The sequence below is a fragment of the Microvirga terrestris genome (assembly GCF_015694425.1).
In the GTDB taxonomy this organism is placed as follows: domain Bacteria; phylum Pseudomonadota; class Alphaproteobacteria; order Rhizobiales; family Beijerinckiaceae; genus Microvirga; species Microvirga terrestris.
In genome coordinates this window covers 21,968-38,740 of the sequence record NZ_JADQDN010000017.1, presented here as the reverse complement: position 1 = coordinate 38,740, position 16,773 = coordinate 21,968, and the positions used below count along the sequence as shown (strand labels likewise).

Below are 16,773 nucleotides of genomic sequence, written 5' to 3'. Positions count from 1 at the left end.
ACGCCATGCCTTCGCCGCGTGCTTCCCTATGGTCTTTGTCACGGCATCACTCTCCATGGCCCCGTTCCGGCTGGATTGAAACGGCTGGCCAGCGCAACAGTTCAGCTGTGAAAGGTCGGCTCAAATTGTGGGATGGAACGCCGCACCCTGAAACAATCCGTTTTCCAGAGGGTTGGACAAGATCCCTCCAAGGATTGCTCCTGAGACTTGGACCCGCTCCAGCACTTACTGGAGCGGGGCTTTTTCAATCGGCTGGTGCTTCAGCGTATGGTGTTCTGCGTATCCTCGAGCAGGGCGATGTGCTGGCGGATGTGCTTACGGGCCATCTTGGCGAGATTCACATGCTCGCGGCTCTGGGGATTGGACTGCAGATAGCGCTCTTGGACCTGCAGCAGATCGCGGTGACCCTGGAGTTGCGCTTCCAGGTACATCTTGTCGAATTCGGCGCCAGCCTGCCGATTCTGCATCTTCTGCATCAGGTCGTGGGCGCTGGCATCCATCTGCATGGCGGGCTGCCCCGACTGGCTGCTTACCGACCCCGTCGCGGCGGTTCCTCCCGGGTCCATCATGGAGCGTAGGACTTCCGACAGGGTGGTTTGCTCCTGAACCTCGAAATTGGCGAAGCGCTTTAGGTCCTCATTACGAACCTTGCTATCGCCATGCGGCTCGATTCCAGAACCTACGCCCCGCCTCCAGACCTAGGCGGTAATTGGTGCCGTCATTGTGCCGTCACAAAGCCAAACAAAAAAGCCGCCTCAACGGGCGGCTTCCTGTAGCCTCCTGATTTCTCAGGAGAAAGAATGGTCGGAGCGAGAGGATTTGAACCTCCGACCCCTAGTCCCCCAGACTAGTGCGCTAACCGGGCTGCGCTACGCTCCGACGCCTTTAACGGCTTGCTTCAATTAGCTCTGGCGCTTGCGCTGTGCAACCCCCGAAATTCACTTTGGCAGATGTCCTGATAGACCTTAGAGATAAAACTCTATCGGGCCAGAGGCGAGCGGGCGATCCGGACTCTCGTGAGGGTAGACCCCGTGACGGCAATGCGCGCGGCCTCGAACGAAGGCGGAGCGGTACGGCCTGTCCCGTTGCTGAAGCCGTAGGGCTCCAGGGGCAGCCCCCTTTGATCTCGGTCTAGGTCGTTGTTCCCGTTGGTGTCCTGGAAGACGGCGATCGCATATGATCCTTCAGGGACATCCGGGAACAGAACCTGGAACTCCGCCGCCGGAGGCTGGACCTCCTGGCTATACCGGCAGGAGCCGAAATCCAGGGATCCGGTGCAGATGCCGACCAGAACAGTGCCCTGCCCAGGATTGGCGCCTTCCACCTGCACGGTTAGCGGAACTGCCTCTGCTCCGCTCACGAGTATGAGAACCGCGATCATTCCGACGGTTGATCGAAGCATGGATGGTGCCCCTGGTTGGATTCTGCGCCGAAGACGGCTGGACAAGACAAACTTGGCGCTTGGGTTCGAGAATGCGAGGGCATCCGGCATCTAAAGCGATCACATCAATGCGGGCTCTCTTCCCGAAACCCGAATTGGAGCTAGGTTCCTGACGTGAGGCAGCCTGACTGCCAAGGTCGACTTCCCCAGGAGCCAGCCATCCCTGAACGTCAAAACCTGTCGACGATGCTCGAGCCGGTACTCACACATCCGGAGCCGTCCATTGCAGTTATGAGCGGCGTTCATGTTCGCCTGGGTGGGCGCGAAATTTTGCAGGGATTGAACCTTACTCTGAACCAGGGCGAGATTTTCGCTCTGCTCGGCCGCAACGGTACGGGCAAGACCACCCTGATGCGGCTCCTGACGGGACAGCTTCGGTCGACATCAGGCGATGTGCGGGTGTTCGGACGCGACCCGGGCCGAGAGGCCGAGCCCCGGCGGATGATGAGCCTGGTTCCGCAGGATATAGCCCTCTATCTGCGCCTGACGGTCCGGGAGAACCTGGAAGTGATGGCCGGGATGGCAGGGCTATCGAAGCGGGAAATTTCCCCGCGTGTCGAAGAGGCCATGGCGCTCGTGCAAGTGACGGGCCGCCAGCACGAGTTGATTGATCACCTCTCCGGCGGATACAAGCGCCGGGCCAACATTGCCGCAGCCCTGCTGACCCGGCCCCGGCTCCTGTTGCTTGACGAGCCCACCGTCGGTGTGGATGTGGATGCCCGACTGTCGCTGCACCGAACCTTGAAGCGCCTGCGGGATGACGGCACATCCATTCTGCTTACGACCCATGACCTCGACGAGGCCAGGACATTGGCGGATCGGATCGGCATTCTGGCATCGGGCCGGATGGCCGAGGAGGGGCCTGTCGAGGGCATTCTCCGCCGCATGTTCGGTGATAGGCGCGAGGTCTTGGCAACGTTGAGCCGGGAGCCGGACAATGCCGTGAAGAGCGCTCTTGAGCGATTGCGATTCGCGCCGACGCTCAACCCGCTGGAATGGACCTCGTGGTCGACCGGCATGGAGAGCTTCGCGTCCTTGCCCGTCGCGCTCCGGCGGCATGGCATCGATCTGCACGAGATTCGCCTGCGGGAGCCGGGGCTTGAGCATGTGCTGGCCCATGTCGAGGGAGCGAGCTCATGATATTACCGGCAGCACGGGTCATGTTTCTGACCCTGCTCAGGGATCGCGGCGCGCTCGCCATGGCGTTCGTGCTGCCGCCGCTGATCTTCGTTATTTTTGCGGCAATCTTCTCCTCCGCCGGCGGCGACCAGCTCCGGCTTCATGTGGGTGTCGCCGACATGGCGCGAACCCCAACGACCGCGCAGCTGGTTCAGGTGCTGAGGCAGGAGCCGACGCTGCGTGTCACCTACAGCGATGATGCAACGGATGAGAGCGTGCGCGGCCTCGTCAAGGACGGCGCCGTCGATCTGGGGCTCATCCTCAGGAGCGACCTGAACGCACGCGGGGCTGGTGCTCCTGTCCTACTGGTCACCCACGAGGCACGGGCGATTGCTGGTGCGATCATGGCAGGCCAGCTGCAGCGGCTGCTGGCCGTCCACATGCCGGACGTAGCCTTCGCCCAGGTGCTGGCGGATCTGGAGGCCATTGGTGGAATCACATCCGAGCAGCGGGTCTGGATCGACGAGACATTCAAGGAGAAAGCGGACGAGACCCGCAGCGATCCGCACATGCGGGACGCAGGCTTGGTCGCCACCGAATCCGCCCTTCCGCAGAATGCCGGATGGGCGGTGTCCTATTACGCCGGTGCCGTCGCGGTGATGTTCCTGCTTCTGGCCGCCGTGCAGGGAGCCGTTGGGCTCATCGAGGAGCGGCGCCTTGGCGTCTATGACCGCCTGCTCTCGGGGCCAAATGCCATTGCAAGGATCATCCTAGGCAAGTTCCTGTTCCTCGTCGCGCAGGGAAGCGTGCAGGCCGCCCTGGTCTTTGCTGCAGCGTACCTTCTCTATGGAGTGGATTTCATCGCCTCCTTCGGACCATGGCTCACGACGACGCTCGCGGTCGCTGCCGCGACGTCTGGCTTGGCACTGGCCCTGTGCGTCGTCTGCTCCTCGCGACAGCAGGCGCAGGTGCTGTCCACCTTCGTGGTGCTCATCCTGTCTGCCGCAGGCGGCAGCATGGTTCCGCGCTTCTTCCTGCCACCCTGGCTGCAAGAGGCTGGATGGTGGACGCCGAACGCCTGGTCGATCCAGGCCTATTCATCGGCGCTGACGCCAGGATCATCCCTCACGTCGCTCTGGACAGCATGGACAATCCTGGCCGCCATGGCGGCAGGGGCGTTGCTCTTCAGTCTGGCGATTTCGCTTCGCCGCCGCTCCATCTGACCATACGAGGTTCAGGTGCCTCGCTCAGGAGGAAGCATCCAGCTTCTGTCTCTGACCTGACATTTGGATGTCATCGCTCTCGGTGTCGGGTTGTTCGGAGCCGCGTTCGAGGTCAAACATCAAATCGTCGGCCATCTGCTGCAGCCGAACGCGGTCAGTGTCGGAAAACTCACGCGGTTCCATGTCGATGACGCACAAGGACCCCAGGGCCAAGCCTGAGGATGTGCGCAGGGGCGCTCCGGCGTAGAACCGAATGCCCTTTTCGAGCACGAGTGGATTGTCCGTGAACCGGGGATCCTTGGTCACATCCTCGGATACCACGACCTCATCTGCCGCCATCACGTGTCCACAGACCGATTCCTCGCGAGGGACCGGATGGCCGGCGTTCGGATTCGGCGACAGGCTTTGCGCGCCGGGCATGACCTGCTGCTCGTCGGTGATTAGTGACACCAGGGCAATCGGGGCGCCGAATGTTTCGGCAACCCGTTTCGTCACCTCATCGAACGAATGACCGCGGCCTCCAGCTAGTCCCAGGTGGTGCAACGCGGCGAGCCGCTCGTGCTCGTTGTCGATGGTTGCCGTCAATGGGCGTCCATTCGCGTCGGAGGCATTCTCCTTGTGCGCAAGCCACGCATCGACTTGGTTCACGCACACGTCGAGCGACAGGATCGCCGCGTCGGCAGACATCTGCCGGGCCATGTCCTCCGTATGGGTGCCCTGGGGTGGCGCGTTCCAACAGCAGACGATCAGCTTTACATGCGGCGCACGCCGGCGCAGGCGACGGCAGATGTACCGCGCGAAGACCTGCGGCTGTGGATGAAGATAGGACAGGCAGACGACCTCGACACCTGTCAGATCGAGCTGCGCCAAAGCACCCTCGGTCACTGAAATCGGCGGCAGGACCCGCGCCCCATTTCCGTTTTCCTCAAGAACCTGTGCCAGCATTTCGGCCGCAGCCCGATCGAGCTCCGTCCGGCCTGCAATGCAGAGAATGGGTTTGTTCGGAGCAGCCGTAGACAGGTCCTTGCCGGAATTGACGGCCTCATCGGACGATGGGGCCTTCTCCTGAATGTGGTCCTCAACCTCCCTGACAACACAGATGGCGGTATTGGCGACCAAACGCCGGTAGTTGGTGTCGGTCGTGCTCCGCTGCCGGTCGTTCTCGGCGAGCCGGAGGGCCGGGATCGCCACGTGATCGTAGAACTCACGGGAGGAATGCTCATCCACGTAATCCTCGGCGATCTCGGTGGCTTCTTCCAGATTGCCGGCCAGCAGACGCTGGTACAGGCGCTCCTCGGGAGCAAGGACCGGATCGCTGCCGAGAAGCACACCGAGAAACTCGAGCTGAGGCACGTAACGGCCGATCACGACAAGGCAAACCGTCAGCGGCGTGGCGAGAAACAGGCCGACCGGTCCCCACAGGGTGGTCCAGAAGATCGCCGCCATGATAATGGCGAGCGAAGACAGTCCCGTGCTCGATCCATAGAGCCACGGCTCGATGACATTGTTGCTGATCAGTTCGGCCACAACAAAAAGACCGATGACCCACAGCAGCATCGACCAGCCGGGATCAACCGCAATTGCGAGTGCGATAGGAAAGAGCGCGGCCAGAAATGGGCCAAGATACGGCACGAAACGCAGCACAGCGGCGAGCAGGCCCCAGAGGATGGCGTTGGGCACACCGATGAGGTAGAGGCCGATGCCGATCGGGATTCCATAGGTGAAGTTCACCATCATCTGCATCAGCAGGTAGCGGCTCACCCGCGCGGCCGCATCGTTGAGGGCCTGGGTGCTCTTCTGCAGATCGCCTGCGCCGGCGAGTTTGATGAAGCGGTCGCGCAGATCCTCCCGCTCGAGAAGGACGAAGATCACGAAAATGATGACCAGGCCTGCGGTCGCCAAAGGAGCGAGCAGGGGGCCGACGATAGTCTGAATGATTTCGAGCGGTTTCGCTTGAGGCGGCTCGATCCTGACCGCCATGGGCTCCTGCGGAGCTGGAACATTGCCCAAGCTTCGTGGCCCAGGCGGCTCGGCAGGCTTGTCGTCTCCGGAGATTTCCTTGCTCAGATCCTGAATCGTCGTAGTGACCTTATCGACCACGCCGCCTCCAGGGGCGGAAGCCTGAAGGGATCGGATCTTCTCGGTGATTGTGGTCTGGTAGCTCGGAAGATTGTTGGCGAGCTGAACCAACTGGCGTCCCACCACGAAGGCGATGCCGCCGATCAGGATGAAGGCGAGGGTCACCGCAATGATGACAGCGGCGATCCTAGGCAGCTTCAGCCGCCTGAGCCAGTTCACCAGGGGTGTCAGGGCAAAGCTTAGGAGAATGGCCAGGGCGAATGGGATGAAAATATCCTGCCCGAGATAAAGCCCTCCGATCGCCAGCACGATGCCGCCGACCGTGAACATCGAAGAGCTTGCAGGCGGTGGAGCCGGCTGAGGGGCAGGGAGAGCCGGGTCGACCATGCGGGGTGCTTTCCAGTTGAGCTGTCATGCAGACAACTCGGCAGCACCTTGTTGGATCCGGCAGACTTAAGCGGGCAGGGGCCAGGGTGACAGGATCAGGCTCCCTTCGACGCCTGACGCCACGCGTCGAGATCGTCCAGGGACAGGTTCGAGCCGCAGAGAACGAGGCCGATCACGCTGTCGTCGGAGAGCGAGGGAGCGACGATTTCAGCTGCGGTCAGCACACAGGCGGCAGCCGGTTCGCAGAGGAGCTTTTCCTTCTGCAGAAGCCAGCTCACGTCGGCGATCACCGGCTCGTCCTCCACGAGAAGGATCTCCTTCAGAAAGAGCTTGGCGCCGGCGACCGTCCTGTGGGTTGCGAACGGAGCGCCAAGGGTCCGGGCGATGGAGGTCGGGCGGATCGTGACCGGCTCACCGGCCTTCAGCGCTTCCGTCATGGTCGGCGCGCCGACGGTCTCGACACCGTAGACGGTCATTGAGGGCCGCTTTGCCTTCAAGGCGGCTGCGACGCCGGACATGAAGCCGCCGCCGCCGATGGAGACGAATACGTGGGTAAGGTCGGGAACGTCCTCCAGGAATTCGAGCCCGAGGGTGCCATGACCCGCAATGATCGCCGGGTCGTCGTAAGGGTGAACGAAGAGCCGACCTTGGCGCTGGTAGTCCTCCGCCTTGGCGAAGGCTTCAGCGGCATCGTCGCAGAGTTCGATGTGAGCGCCGTATTTCGTCGCGAGATCCACGTTGAAGCGCGGTGTCACCTTCGGCATCAGCACGAGGGCGTCGAGGCCCAGCGTACCGGCGACCCGCGCGACCGCGATGGCATGGTTGCCGCCCGACACCGTCACCAGCCCGCGGCGGCGTTCCTCGTCGCTCAAGGTCAGCACCTTGTTGAACACGCCGCGCACCTTGAACGAACCCGCCAGCTGCAGGGCCTCCATCTTCAAGGCCGTGCGCCGGCCGAGCCGCGCCGAGACCTCGGGGCTGTCGAAGGCCGGCGTGCGCCGGACACGTCCGGCGATGCGGCTGCGGGCGGCTTCGATATCGGCAAGCGTGACGTCAAAGGTGGTCATCGTGTCTCCGTCGGGGCGGAAGTGAAGTGGGCGGATCATGGTCGCGTGCACCCTGCCGCGTCAACTGGCACGCCAGCAGTTGATGGGCGATAAATCCGGCTTGACCCGCCGCGCCATAGGGTCGGATGCTCACGCCTTTCCTTGGGAGAAGCACGACATGTCCTTTATCGCCCCGCGAGATGCTCGCGCGTCTGGTTGCCTTTCCGACCGTCTCGACGAGCAGCAATCTCGACATCATCAACTTCTGCCGGGACTGGCTCAACAGCCATGGGGTGGAGAGCACCCTCGTCATGAGCCCGGACGGCGACAAGGCCAATCTCTACGCCACAATCGGTCCGCAGGTGGAGGGCGGGATCGTGTTTTCCGGCCATACGGACGTAGTGCCGGTGGAAGGCCAGAACTGGACCACCGATCCCTGGACCCTCACCGAAAAGAACGGCCGCCTCTACGGACGCGGCTCGGCCGATATGAAGGGCTTCGATGCGCTCGTTCTGGCGCTGGTGCCCGAGATGGTGAAAGGGCCCCTGAAGCGGCCGGTCCATATCGCGCTCTCCTATGATGAGGAGATTGCCTGCAGGGGTGCGCCCTCCATGGTGGCGGCCATGGCGCGATCACTCCCGAAGCCCGCTGCCGTCATCGTAGGCGAGCCGACCCGGTATGCGGTGGTGACCGGTCATAAGGCTTCCGTGCAGCTGCGCACCCAGGTGACCGGTTACGCAGTCCATTCCAGCCGGATCGACCAGGGGGTGAGCGCGGTCATGAACGCGGCCCGCCTGATCGCCTGGCACGAGGACGTCATGGATGAGAACCGGCGCCAGGCCGATCCGGCCAATCCTTTCGAGCCGCCCTACACGACGCTGCATTGCGGCATGGTGGCGGGTGGCAATGCCGCCAACGTGGTGTCGTCTTCGGCGTGGTTCTTCAGCGACATCCGGGCGATCCCAACGGAGAGCCCGCGCGACTATCTGGATCGATACGAAGCCTATATCCGGGAGGTCGTCGAACCGCGAATGAAGGCGATCAGGCCTGAGTCCGGGGTTGCCGTGGAACTCATCGCGGAGGTGCCTGGTCTCAGGCCCGAGACGGACGGGGATGCCGAGCGTCTCATGCGCCGCTTCACCGGAGACAACGGCACCCATGTAGTCTCGTATGGCACCGAAGCTGGCATCTTCCAGCGGGCCGGATGGTCGACCGTCGTCTGCGGCCCGGGAGACATCGCCCAGGCCCACCAGCCGGACGAGTATATCGAGATCAGCGAGCTGGAGGCAGGCGAGCGCTTGCTGCGCCGCATCATTGGAGAGCTCTGTGCCTAAATGGTAAGCAGGGTGGTCCAAGTCAGGGCTAGACCGCCGGCCACTTTCCTGCCTACCTTCATGCCCGACGGAAGGAACACGGCCCGAGCCGGGCTTCCGACAAGAAGAACTCCGCGCAAAGACGTGGAGCTTCCAGAGGAGAAAGACATAACATGACGAAGCGTTCGAAATTTCTCGCTGCCACGGTTGCGACGCTCATGATTGGCGCAGCCCTGCCGGCGATGGCCGTAACCCTACGCTATGCCAATCAAGGCGACCTCAAGTCGCTTGATCCCTATACCCTCAACGAGACCACCACGATTGCACATCACGGGCACGTCTACGAGGGCCTGACCAAGCGTGACAAGGACCTCTCCATCATTCCGGGCCTCGCCGAGCGCTGGGAGATCAGTGAAGACGGCCTCACCTGGCGCCTGTTCCTGCGCAAGAACGTGAAGTTCCACAATGGCAACCCGTTCAATGCGGATGACGTGATCTTCTCGGCCACCCGCGTGCGCGCCCAAGGCTCTAACTTCCAGACCCGCGTTCCCAGCGGCTCCGAATGGGTCAAGGTCGACGATTATACAGTCGACGTGAAGCTGAAGTCTCCGAACCCGATCATGAATGCCCAGTGGGATACCTGGTACATCATGGACAAGGAGTGGGCGGAGGCGAACAACAGCGTTGCGCCGACCCCGGCTGCTGCGACGACGCCGAGCTACGCGTCGCTGAACGCCAATGGCACCGGCCCGTTCAAGATCGAAAGCCACCAGCCGGGCGTGAAGACCGTCTTCAAGCCCAACAAGGACTGGTGGGGAAAGGTCGAGCATAACCTGGACGAGATCGTCTTCACCCCCATCGCATCGGACGCCACACGCGTGGCAGCGCTGCTCTCCGGCGAGGTGGACGTGGTCGAGCCGGTTCCGCTGCAGGACGTCCAGCGCGTCAACAGCAGCGCCAACGCGAAGGTGCAAGCGGGCCCCGAACTGCGCACCATCTTCCTCGGCTTCGACCAGACCCGCGACGAGCTTCTGTTCTCGAATGTGAAGGGCAAGAATCCCTTCAAGGACAAGCGTGTGCGCGAGGCCTTCTACAAGGCCATCGACATCGAGACCATCAAGTCCCGCGTCATGCGCGGCATGTCTACGCCGTCAGCGCTCATGATCGCCCCGCAACTCTTCAGCCTCTCGAAGGACTTCGAGCGTCCGAAAGCCGACGTTGAGGGAGCAAAGAAGCTCCTGGCCGATGCCGGTTATCCGAACGGGTTCGAGGTCGGCATGGATTGCCCGAACGACCGTTACGTCAATGACGAGGCGATCTGCCAGGCCGTCGTCGGCATGCTGGCTCGCGCCGGCGTCAAGGTTAACCTGATGGCCCAGCCCAAGGCGCAGTATTTCGCCAAGGTGCTGAAGTCGGGTAACTACAACACCTCGTTCTATCTGCTGGGCTGGACGCCGGGCACCTTCGACAGCCACAACGTGCTGTTCGACATCGAGGGCTGCCGCAACGATCCGAACTCATCGCGCGGCGAGTCGAATCTCGGCAACTTCTGCAACAAGCAGCATGACGAGCTGACCGACAAGATCCTGGTTGAGAGCAACAAGGAGAAGCGCGACCAGATGATCAAGCAGGCCTTCCAGATCACCTTCGACGAGTACGGCTATATTCCGCTGCACCAGCAGGCTCTGGCCTGGGGCGTGTCGAACAAGGTCAACCTGGTCCAGCGCGCCGACAACCAGGTGCTGCTCTACTGGGCTCAGAAGAAGGAATAGTTAGCGCCTGATCGCATGTCCCGGGCAGCGTGCTGCCCGGGACAATTCATTCGAGGGCCCCGGACGACAAACTTTTCCGAGGCATAGCGATCAAGAGATTTGTGCATGTTTGCTTTTGTTATCCGGCGTGCCCTCCAGGCTATCGGCGTTCTCCTGGCCGTCGGCATCATTTCGTTTGCGATGTTCCGCTTTGCCGGCGATCCGGTGAACCAGATCGTCTCCCTGGACACCCCCGCGGCGGAGCGGGAACAGGTCCGCCGCTCTCTTGGCCTCGATGATCCGGTTCCGGTGCAGTTCGCGCGCTACCTCTCCAGAGCCGTTCAGGGCGAGTTCGGCGTGTCGTATCAGTTCCGGCAGCCGGTCTCGGATTTGCTGGCCGAGCGCATGCCGGCGACCTTGGAACTGGCCTTCTGCGCGACGCTCTTCGCCATCGGGTTCGGTGTGCTGATGGGCGTCTATTCGGGACTGAAACGGGACAGCTTCTTGGCCAAGGTGTTCCAGACGATCTCGCTGATCGGCATCTCGCTGCCCACCTTCCTAATCGGGATTCTGCTGATCTATCTCTTTTCCGTCATCCTGGGTTGGCTGCCGTCCTTTGGGCGCGGCGACACAGTTCGGCTGGGCTGGTGGTCGACCGGACTTCTCACCACATCGGGCCTGAAGGCCCTGATCATGCCCTCGATCACGCTTGGCCTGTTCCAGATGACGCTGATCATGCGCATCGTCCGGGCAGAGATGCTTGAGGTGCTGCGCACCGACTACATTAAGTTTGCGCGGGCGAGGGGACTCTCCACCCGCGCCATTCATTTCGGGCATGCACTCAAGAATACGCTGGTTCCGGTCATCACCATCGTGGGCTTGCAGTTCGGCTCGGTCATTGCTTTTGCGATCATCACGGAGACCGTGTTTCAGTGGCCCGGCATGGGCCTCCTGTTCGTGCAAGCGGTTCAGAACGTCGATATTCCGATCATGGCAGCCTACCTGATGCTCGTGGCGCTCATCTTCGTTCTGATCAACCTCGCCGTCGACATCCTCTACACGATCGTCGATCCCCGCCTGAGAACGTCCATCCGGCAGCCAGCCTGAGGAGGGAACCATGGCAGATGCAATTCAGGCGGCACCCGCGCCGCATTCCACACCCACCACATGGGCTGGCCGCTTCTTCGACAGCGATGTTTGGGCGAGCTTCAAGCGCTCCAAGCTCACGATGGTGGCCGCCTTCCTGACCGCTCTCTTCATGGCTTCGGCCATCCTGGCAGGATTGCTGTCGCCGCAGGATCCGTTCGATCCGGCGCAGCTGGAGCTTATGAACAGCCGGCTTCCACCGATCTGGGATGCGGAAGGGCAGATGCCTTTCGTGCTGGGCACGGACGAGCAGGGCCGCGATATCTTTTCGGCCATCCTCTACGGCCTGCGGATCTCGCTTGCGGTGGGCATCCTCGGCGTGGCTCTTTCGGCCACTCTCGGGATCACCCTGGGCCTCGTTGCCGGTTATCTGGGCGGCACGGTCGATGCCATCATCATGCGCATCGCCGATGTGCAGCTGACCTTTCCGGCCATTCTGATCGCCCTTCTCGTCGACGGCGTGGTGAAAGCGGTCCTCGGCGGTCAGCTCGATGAGGTGACGACTCTGTCCGTGCTGGTCTTCTCCATAGGCCTGAGCTTCTGGGTTCAATATGCCCGCACCGTGCGCGGATCGGTGATGGTGGAGAAGAACAAGGACTACATCGCCGCCGCCCGGCTCATTGGCTTGCCGACCCCGGTGATCATGTTCAGGCACGTCCTGCCCAACGTCCTGGGGCCGGTTCTGGTGATCGCCACCATCAACCTGGCGCTCGCCGTCATCACCGAGGCGACCCTGTCGTTCCTAGGCACCGGCATGCCCGAGACCATGCCTTCGCTCGGGACGCTCATCCGTATCGGCAACAACTATCTGTTCTCCGGTGAGTGGTGGATCGTGGCCTTCCCGGGCATCGCGCTGGCGGTCCTCGTGCTCGCCATCAACCTTCTGGGCGACTGGCTGCGCGATGCGCTCAATCCGAAGCTGCGATGATGAAGTATCTTATTTTTACATCACTGATGTTACCACTGGGAGCATATGCTCAGGCGCCCGTGTCCGAGAGAGTCAATACAGCCTGCATCTGGAGCCTTGCTAGAATGGTCCAGGTCTACGAAAGGCTCTGCCATCCTGAGGAGCGGAGTGTTTATCGAGCATCCCTGGATGTAAGCGTAACAGCCCTTCATGCGCGAACGCTGGAGCTCGGCACTCTCCCGGATATTGACCGTGTTTCCAGTGAACTGAAGGGACATATGGAGAGCATGTCGGCTATGAACCCTGCTTTCTGTCAGCGTGGCCACATTTACGACATGTCTCGTAAAATGAGACACAGAGGTATCGATGGGATGAAGCAGGATGTGTCCAAGGCTCTAGCGGCGCCCCGCGAGAGACAGACGGTTGGGTGTCTCTGATGGCTGAACCTGTCCTCTCCGTTCGGGATCTGCGCGTCGAGTTCGTCACGCGGCGCGGCATTCTCAAGGCCATCGACGGCATCTCCTTCGACATCGCCAAGGGTGAGGTCCTCGGCGTCGTGGGCGAATCCGGCGCCGGCAAATCCGTGACCGGCTCTGCCGTCATCGGCCTTATCGACCCGCCGGGCCGAATCGCCGGAGGGGAAGTTTTGCTGTCGGGAATGCGCATCGACAACCTGCCGCCGGAGGAGATGCGGCGGGTGCGCGGCAAGCGCATCGGCATGATCTTCCAGGATCCGCTGACCAGCCTTAACCCGCTCTACCGGGTCAGCGAGCAACTCGTCGAGACCATCCGCACCCACACGAATCTCTCAGCCTCGGGGGCGCGCAAGCGTGCGATCGACCTCCTGGCGGAGGTCGGCATTCCGGCACCCGAACGGCGGATCGACAGCTACCCGCACGAATTCTCCGGGGGCATGCGCCAGCGCGTCGTGATCGCACTTGCCCTGTGTGCGGAGCCCGAGCTCATCATCGCCGACGAGCCGACGACAGCCCTCGACGTCTCCGTGCAGGCGCAGATCATATCCCTCCTGAAGCGCCTCGGGCGCGAGCACGGCACGGCCATCATGCTGGTCACGCACGACATGGGTGTGATCGCCGAAACGGCCGACCGTGTGGCCGTGATGTATGCGGGCCGCATTGCCGAGATCGGCCCTGTTCGGGACGTGGTGCAGAACCCGTTGCACCCGTATGCCAAAGGCCTCATGGGCGCAATCCCGTCTCTTGAGAGCGAGACAGACCGCCTCGTGCAGATCCCGGGCTCGATGCCGCGCCTGTCGGCCATTCCGCCCGGCTGCCCGTTCAATCCGCGCTGTCCTTTCGTCTTCGATCGCTGCCGGGTCGAGCGGCCGGAGCCGATCCAGCACAGCGAGCACCGGGTCGCCTGCCATCTCTACGATGAAACTTCCGCCCGACCGGAGGCCGTTGCGTGACCGAGCGTTCCTATATCGAAGTCAAAGACCTGCGCCGCCTGTTCGACGTCTCCAAACCCTGGCTGAACCGGGTGCTGGAAGGCGGCGAGAAGCAATACCTGAAGGCGGTGGACGGCGTTTCCTTCTCCATTGCCAAGGGCGAGACCTTTGCGCTCGTCGGCGAGTCCGGTTCGGGCAAGTCGACGGTCGCCCGCATGGTGGTGGGATTGCTGCCGCCGACGGATGGCGAGGTGGTGATCGATGGCGTCTCCATGTCCAGTAGGGCTGCCTTGGCCGAGCGCCAGCGCCTGCGGCGGCGCATCCAGATGATCTTCCAGGACCCCTATGCCAGCCTCAACCCGCGCTGGCAGGTGGACCGTATCGTCGCCGAGCCGATCCGTGCGTTCCGGTTGATCGAGCGGGAGAAGGAGATCACGGATCGCGTCGGCGAGTTGCTGACCCTCGTCGGGCTTCATCCGGCGGACGGCAAGAAGTATCCGCACGAGTTCTCCGGCGGCCAGCGCCAGCGCGTCGCGATTGCGCGTGCGCTCGCGTCGAATGCGGAGTTCATCGTTTGCGACGAGCCGACCTCGGCGCTCGACGTGTCAGTCCAAGCCCAGATCCTCAATCTCATGCGCGATCTGCAGGATCGTCTCGGCCTGACCTACCTACTCATCAGCCACAACCTCGCTGTCGTCCGTCACATGGCGAGCCGTATCGGCGTCATGTATCTCGGCCGCATCGTCGAGATCTCCAACGGGCGCGAACTCTTCGCCCATCCGAAACATCCCTATACCCGCATGCTTCTCGATGCGGTGCCGGATGTGGGCATGACTGGGCGTCAACGCATTCCGGTGAGCGGCGAGATCCCGAATCCGATCAGCCCACCCTCCGGTTGCACGTTCAACCCGCGCTGCCCCTTTGCCAACGAGCGGTGCCGAGCCGAGATTCCGCCGCTCCTGGGCGGAGTCGCCTGCCACGCCATTCATGAGGGACGCTTGGCGGTGGATGCCGCCGCGTAGCCTCGATGACCTTCGAATATAGTTGACAAAGTCAACTATCTAGCAGAGTCTTTTGGCCAGGGGAGGCGACCATGTCTCAACTGTCCAACTCGTCTATGGATGACCGGGTCGAGAAGATCCGGAAGTTCAACCGTTTCTACACGCGCCACATTGGTCTTCTGAACGAGGGGCTCCTTGAGAGCGAGTATTCCCTTACTGAAGTCCGCATTCTCTACGAGCTGGCCCATCGCGAGCCAATGACAGCGGCTACCCTGGGTCAGGAACTGGGTCTCGATCCGGGGTATCTCAGCCGCATCCTCAAGAAGTTCGACGGCCGCGATCTGCTCCAAAAGTCCCGATCGGATGATGACCGGCGTCAGGTTTTTCTGTCCCTCACCGAGGCCGGACGCGCGGCCTTCGCACCCCTCAACCAAGCGTCAGCCCGTCAGATCGGCGCCATGCTGGCCAAGCTCTCAGGCATTGAGCAAGAGCGGTTGGTGGAAGCGATGAGCATTGTAGAGCGCCTCATCGGTGAGTCAGGGCGGGAAGTTTCTTATAGCCTGCGTCCGCACCGGGTCGGGGATATTGGTTGGATCGCGCACCGGCAGGGGCTGCTCTACGCTCAGGAATATGGGTGGGACGAGACCTTCGAGGCCCTGGTCGCGGAGATCGCTGCCGCGTTTGTCAGAAACTTCGATCCGGCGCAGGAACATTGCTGGATCGCGGAACGGGATGGCGACGTCGTCGGAAGTGTGTTCCTTGTGCGTCATTCGGACGAGGTTGCCAAACTTCGGCTGCTCTATGTGGAGCCTTCCGCGAGAGGGCTTGGTCTTGGGCATCGGCTTGTTGACGAGTGCATTACTTTCGCCAGAGCCAAAGGATACAAGACGCTGACTCTCTGGACCAATGATGTCCTGGTAGCGGCTCGCGGGATCTATCAGGCAGCGGGCTTCCAACTCGTCAGGGAAGAGACGCACCATTCCTTCGGCCAGGATCTCGTCGGGCAGATCTGGAATCTCGAACTGTGAAGCGTCACGACACACTCGCTCTTGTTGCTGCGGCAGTCACGGGTGTCCAGGTCGGGGCCGCCCTTGTGGCGAGCCGCTTCGTCATTCACGACATCGGCCCGGCATCCCTGGCGTTCCTGCGCTATGCCATCGCGGTTCTGTGCCTTGCGCCTTTCGTGATCGCGAGCGCGCGGGTGCGCTTCACATTTCGCGATCTTCTCGCCGTGATGGGGCTCGGGATCGTTCAATTCGGCATCCTCATCGTGCTTCTGAATCTCGGCCTCCAGTTCATATCGTCCACGCGTGCGGCGCTTCTGTTCTCCACTTTTCCATTGCTCACCATGATCATCGCAGCCCTTCTCGGGCGCGAGCGACTGACCGGCGCCAAGTCGGCCGGGGTGACATTGACCGTCGTTGGCGTTGCCATCGCCTTGGGTGAGAGGCTGATCACCGATAACGGAGCAGGCGATGGCCTCGGAGCGCTTCTTGTCCTTGCCGCCGCCCTCTGCGGTGCCGTGAGTTCCGTGCTATATCGGCCCTATCTCTCTCGCTATCCCACCTTGCCGGTTGGCGCCTTGGCGATGCTGGCTTCGGTCGTATTCCTGGCCGGCCCGGCAGGCCTGGAGGGGCTCTTCACGGAAGGAACACGCCTCGATCAGCCCGGCTGGATCGTCGTTCTCCTGATCGGTCTGTCGAGCGGCATCGGCTATGTTCTGTGGCTCTGGGCGCTCAAGCATACGACCCCAACCCGCGTGACGGTTTTCCTCTCTCTAAGTCCTATTACGGCATCGCTGCTTGGAGCGCTCATCCTCAGCGAACCGCTCACCCTCGGTGTCTTGCTCGGCCTTGCTGGCGTCGTAGGCGGATTGTGGCTTGCGACGCGAATGATCGTCGATGAACCAGTCTGATATTTTTCGTTCGTTCAACCGGTTCGGTCAGTGCCGA

14 protein-coding genes and 1 tRNA gene are annotated in these 16,773 nt (G+C 62.1%); 10 read left to right on the top strand and 5 right to left on the bottom strand.

All coding sequences use genetic code 11. The features are described 5' to 3' along the window. Positions 1-260: 260 nt before the first annotated feature. The 3 genes from I2H36_RS19170 to I2H36_RS19160 all read right to left on the bottom strand — a co-directional run bounded on the left by I2H36_RS19170 (position 261) and on the right by I2H36_RS19160 (position 1,402). Positions 261-671: a DUF4142 domain-containing protein gene (locus I2H36_RS19170; protein ID WP_196265516.1), complete on the bottom strand. Its 411-nt coding sequence runs from the start codon at positions 669-671 to the stop codon at positions 261-263. A gap of 130 nt (positions 672-801) precedes the next feature. After that, positions 802-879, bottom strand: a tRNA-Pro gene (locus I2H36_RS19165). A 100-nt stretch (positions 880-979) separates the two neighbouring features. Next, on the bottom strand, positions 980-1,402 hold the full coding sequence (locus I2H36_RS19160) for a DUF2141 domain-containing protein (protein WP_196265506.1): 423 nt from the start codon (positions 1,400-1,402) through the stop codon (positions 980-982). Between the two features lie 318 nt (positions 1,403-1,720). On the opposite strand from I2H36_RS19160, the gene I2H36_RS19155 reads away from it, so the two are divergent. Next, on the top strand, positions 1,721-2,581 hold the full coding sequence (locus I2H36_RS19155) for an ABC transporter ATP-binding protein (protein WP_210331151.1): 861 nt from the start codon (positions 1,721-1,723) through the stop codon (positions 2,579-2,581). Continuing rightward, positions 2,578-3,783, top strand: coding sequence for an ABC transporter permease (locus tag I2H36_RS19150; RefSeq protein ID WP_196265504.1), 1,206 nt, complete (start codon positions 2,578-2,580; stop codon positions 3,781-3,783). The genes I2H36_RS19155 and I2H36_RS19150 overlap by 4 nt, the downstream gene beginning before the upstream one ends. Before the next feature lie 24 nt (positions 3,784-3,807). Here the strand turns inward: I2H36_RS19150 and I2H36_RS19145 are convergent, their stop codons facing one another. Continuing rightward, positions 3,808-6,192, bottom strand: a complete 2,385-nt coding sequence (locus tag I2H36_RS19145) for an AI-2E family transporter (protein WP_246718918.1) — start codon at positions 6,190-6,192, stop codon at positions 3,808-3,810. A 152-nt stretch (positions 6,193-6,344) separates the two neighbouring features. Next, a complete protein-coding gene (locus I2H36_RS19140; RefSeq protein ID WP_196265502.1) occupies positions 6,345-7,316 on the bottom strand; it encodes a threonine ammonia-lyase in 972 nt (323 codons plus the stop codon). A 125-nt stretch (positions 7,317-7,441) separates the two neighbouring features. Here I2H36_RS19140 and argE point away from each other — a divergent pair, with 125 nt between their 5' ends. The 8 genes from argE to I2H36_RS19100 all read left to right on the top strand — a co-directional run bounded on the left by argE (position 7,442) and on the right by I2H36_RS19100 (position 16,736). Beyond that, positions 7,442-8,629: an acetylornithine deacetylase gene (argE, locus tag I2H36_RS19135; RefSeq protein WP_196265501.1), complete on the top strand. Its 1,188-nt coding sequence runs from the start codon at positions 7,442-7,444 to the stop codon at positions 8,627-8,629. A gap of 152 nt (positions 8,630-8,781) precedes the next feature. Then, the gene (locus tag I2H36_RS19130) at positions 8,782-10,380 is read left to right on the top strand and encodes an ABC transporter substrate-binding protein (protein ID WP_196265500.1); all 1,599 of its coding nucleotides are present in this window, start codon (positions 8,782-8,784) and stop codon (positions 10,378-10,380) included. A gap of 105 nt (positions 10,381-10,485) precedes the next feature. Then, positions 10,486-11,466 carry an ABC transporter permease gene (locus I2H36_RS19125; protein WP_196265499.1) on the top strand — a complete coding sequence of 327 codons (981 nt, stop codon included), beginning with the start codon at positions 10,486-10,488 and terminating at the stop codon, positions 11,464-11,466. 10 nt (positions 11,467-11,476) lie between these two features. Continuing rightward, a complete protein-coding gene (locus I2H36_RS19120) occupies positions 11,477-12,433 on the top strand; it encodes an ABC transporter permease (RefSeq protein ID WP_196265498.1) in 957 nt (318 codons plus the stop codon). Positions 12,434-12,848: 415 nt separating this feature from the next. Then, positions 12,849-13,841 carry an ABC transporter ATP-binding protein gene (locus I2H36_RS19115; RefSeq protein WP_196265497.1) on the top strand — a complete coding sequence of 331 codons (993 nt, stop codon included), beginning with the start codon at positions 12,849-12,851 and terminating at the stop codon, positions 13,839-13,841. 38 nt (positions 13,842-13,879) lie between these two features. Then, complete coding sequence (locus tag I2H36_RS19110) at positions 13,880-14,842, top strand: ABC transporter ATP-binding protein (RefSeq protein ID WP_196265515.1); 963 nt, start codon at positions 13,880-13,882, stop codon at positions 14,840-14,842. Between the two features lie 71 nt (positions 14,843-14,913). Next, positions 14,914-15,849, top strand: a complete 936-nt coding sequence (locus I2H36_RS19105; protein WP_196265496.1) for a bifunctional helix-turn-helix transcriptional regulator/GNAT family N-acetyltransferase — start codon at positions 14,914-14,916, stop codon at positions 15,847-15,849. Then, positions 15,846-16,736, top strand: coding sequence for an EamA family transporter (locus I2H36_RS19100; protein WP_196265495.1), 891 nt, complete (start codon positions 15,846-15,848; stop codon positions 16,734-16,736). The genes I2H36_RS19105 and I2H36_RS19100 overlap by 4 nt, the downstream gene beginning before the upstream one ends. Positions 16,737-16,773 lie beyond the last annotated feature (37 nt).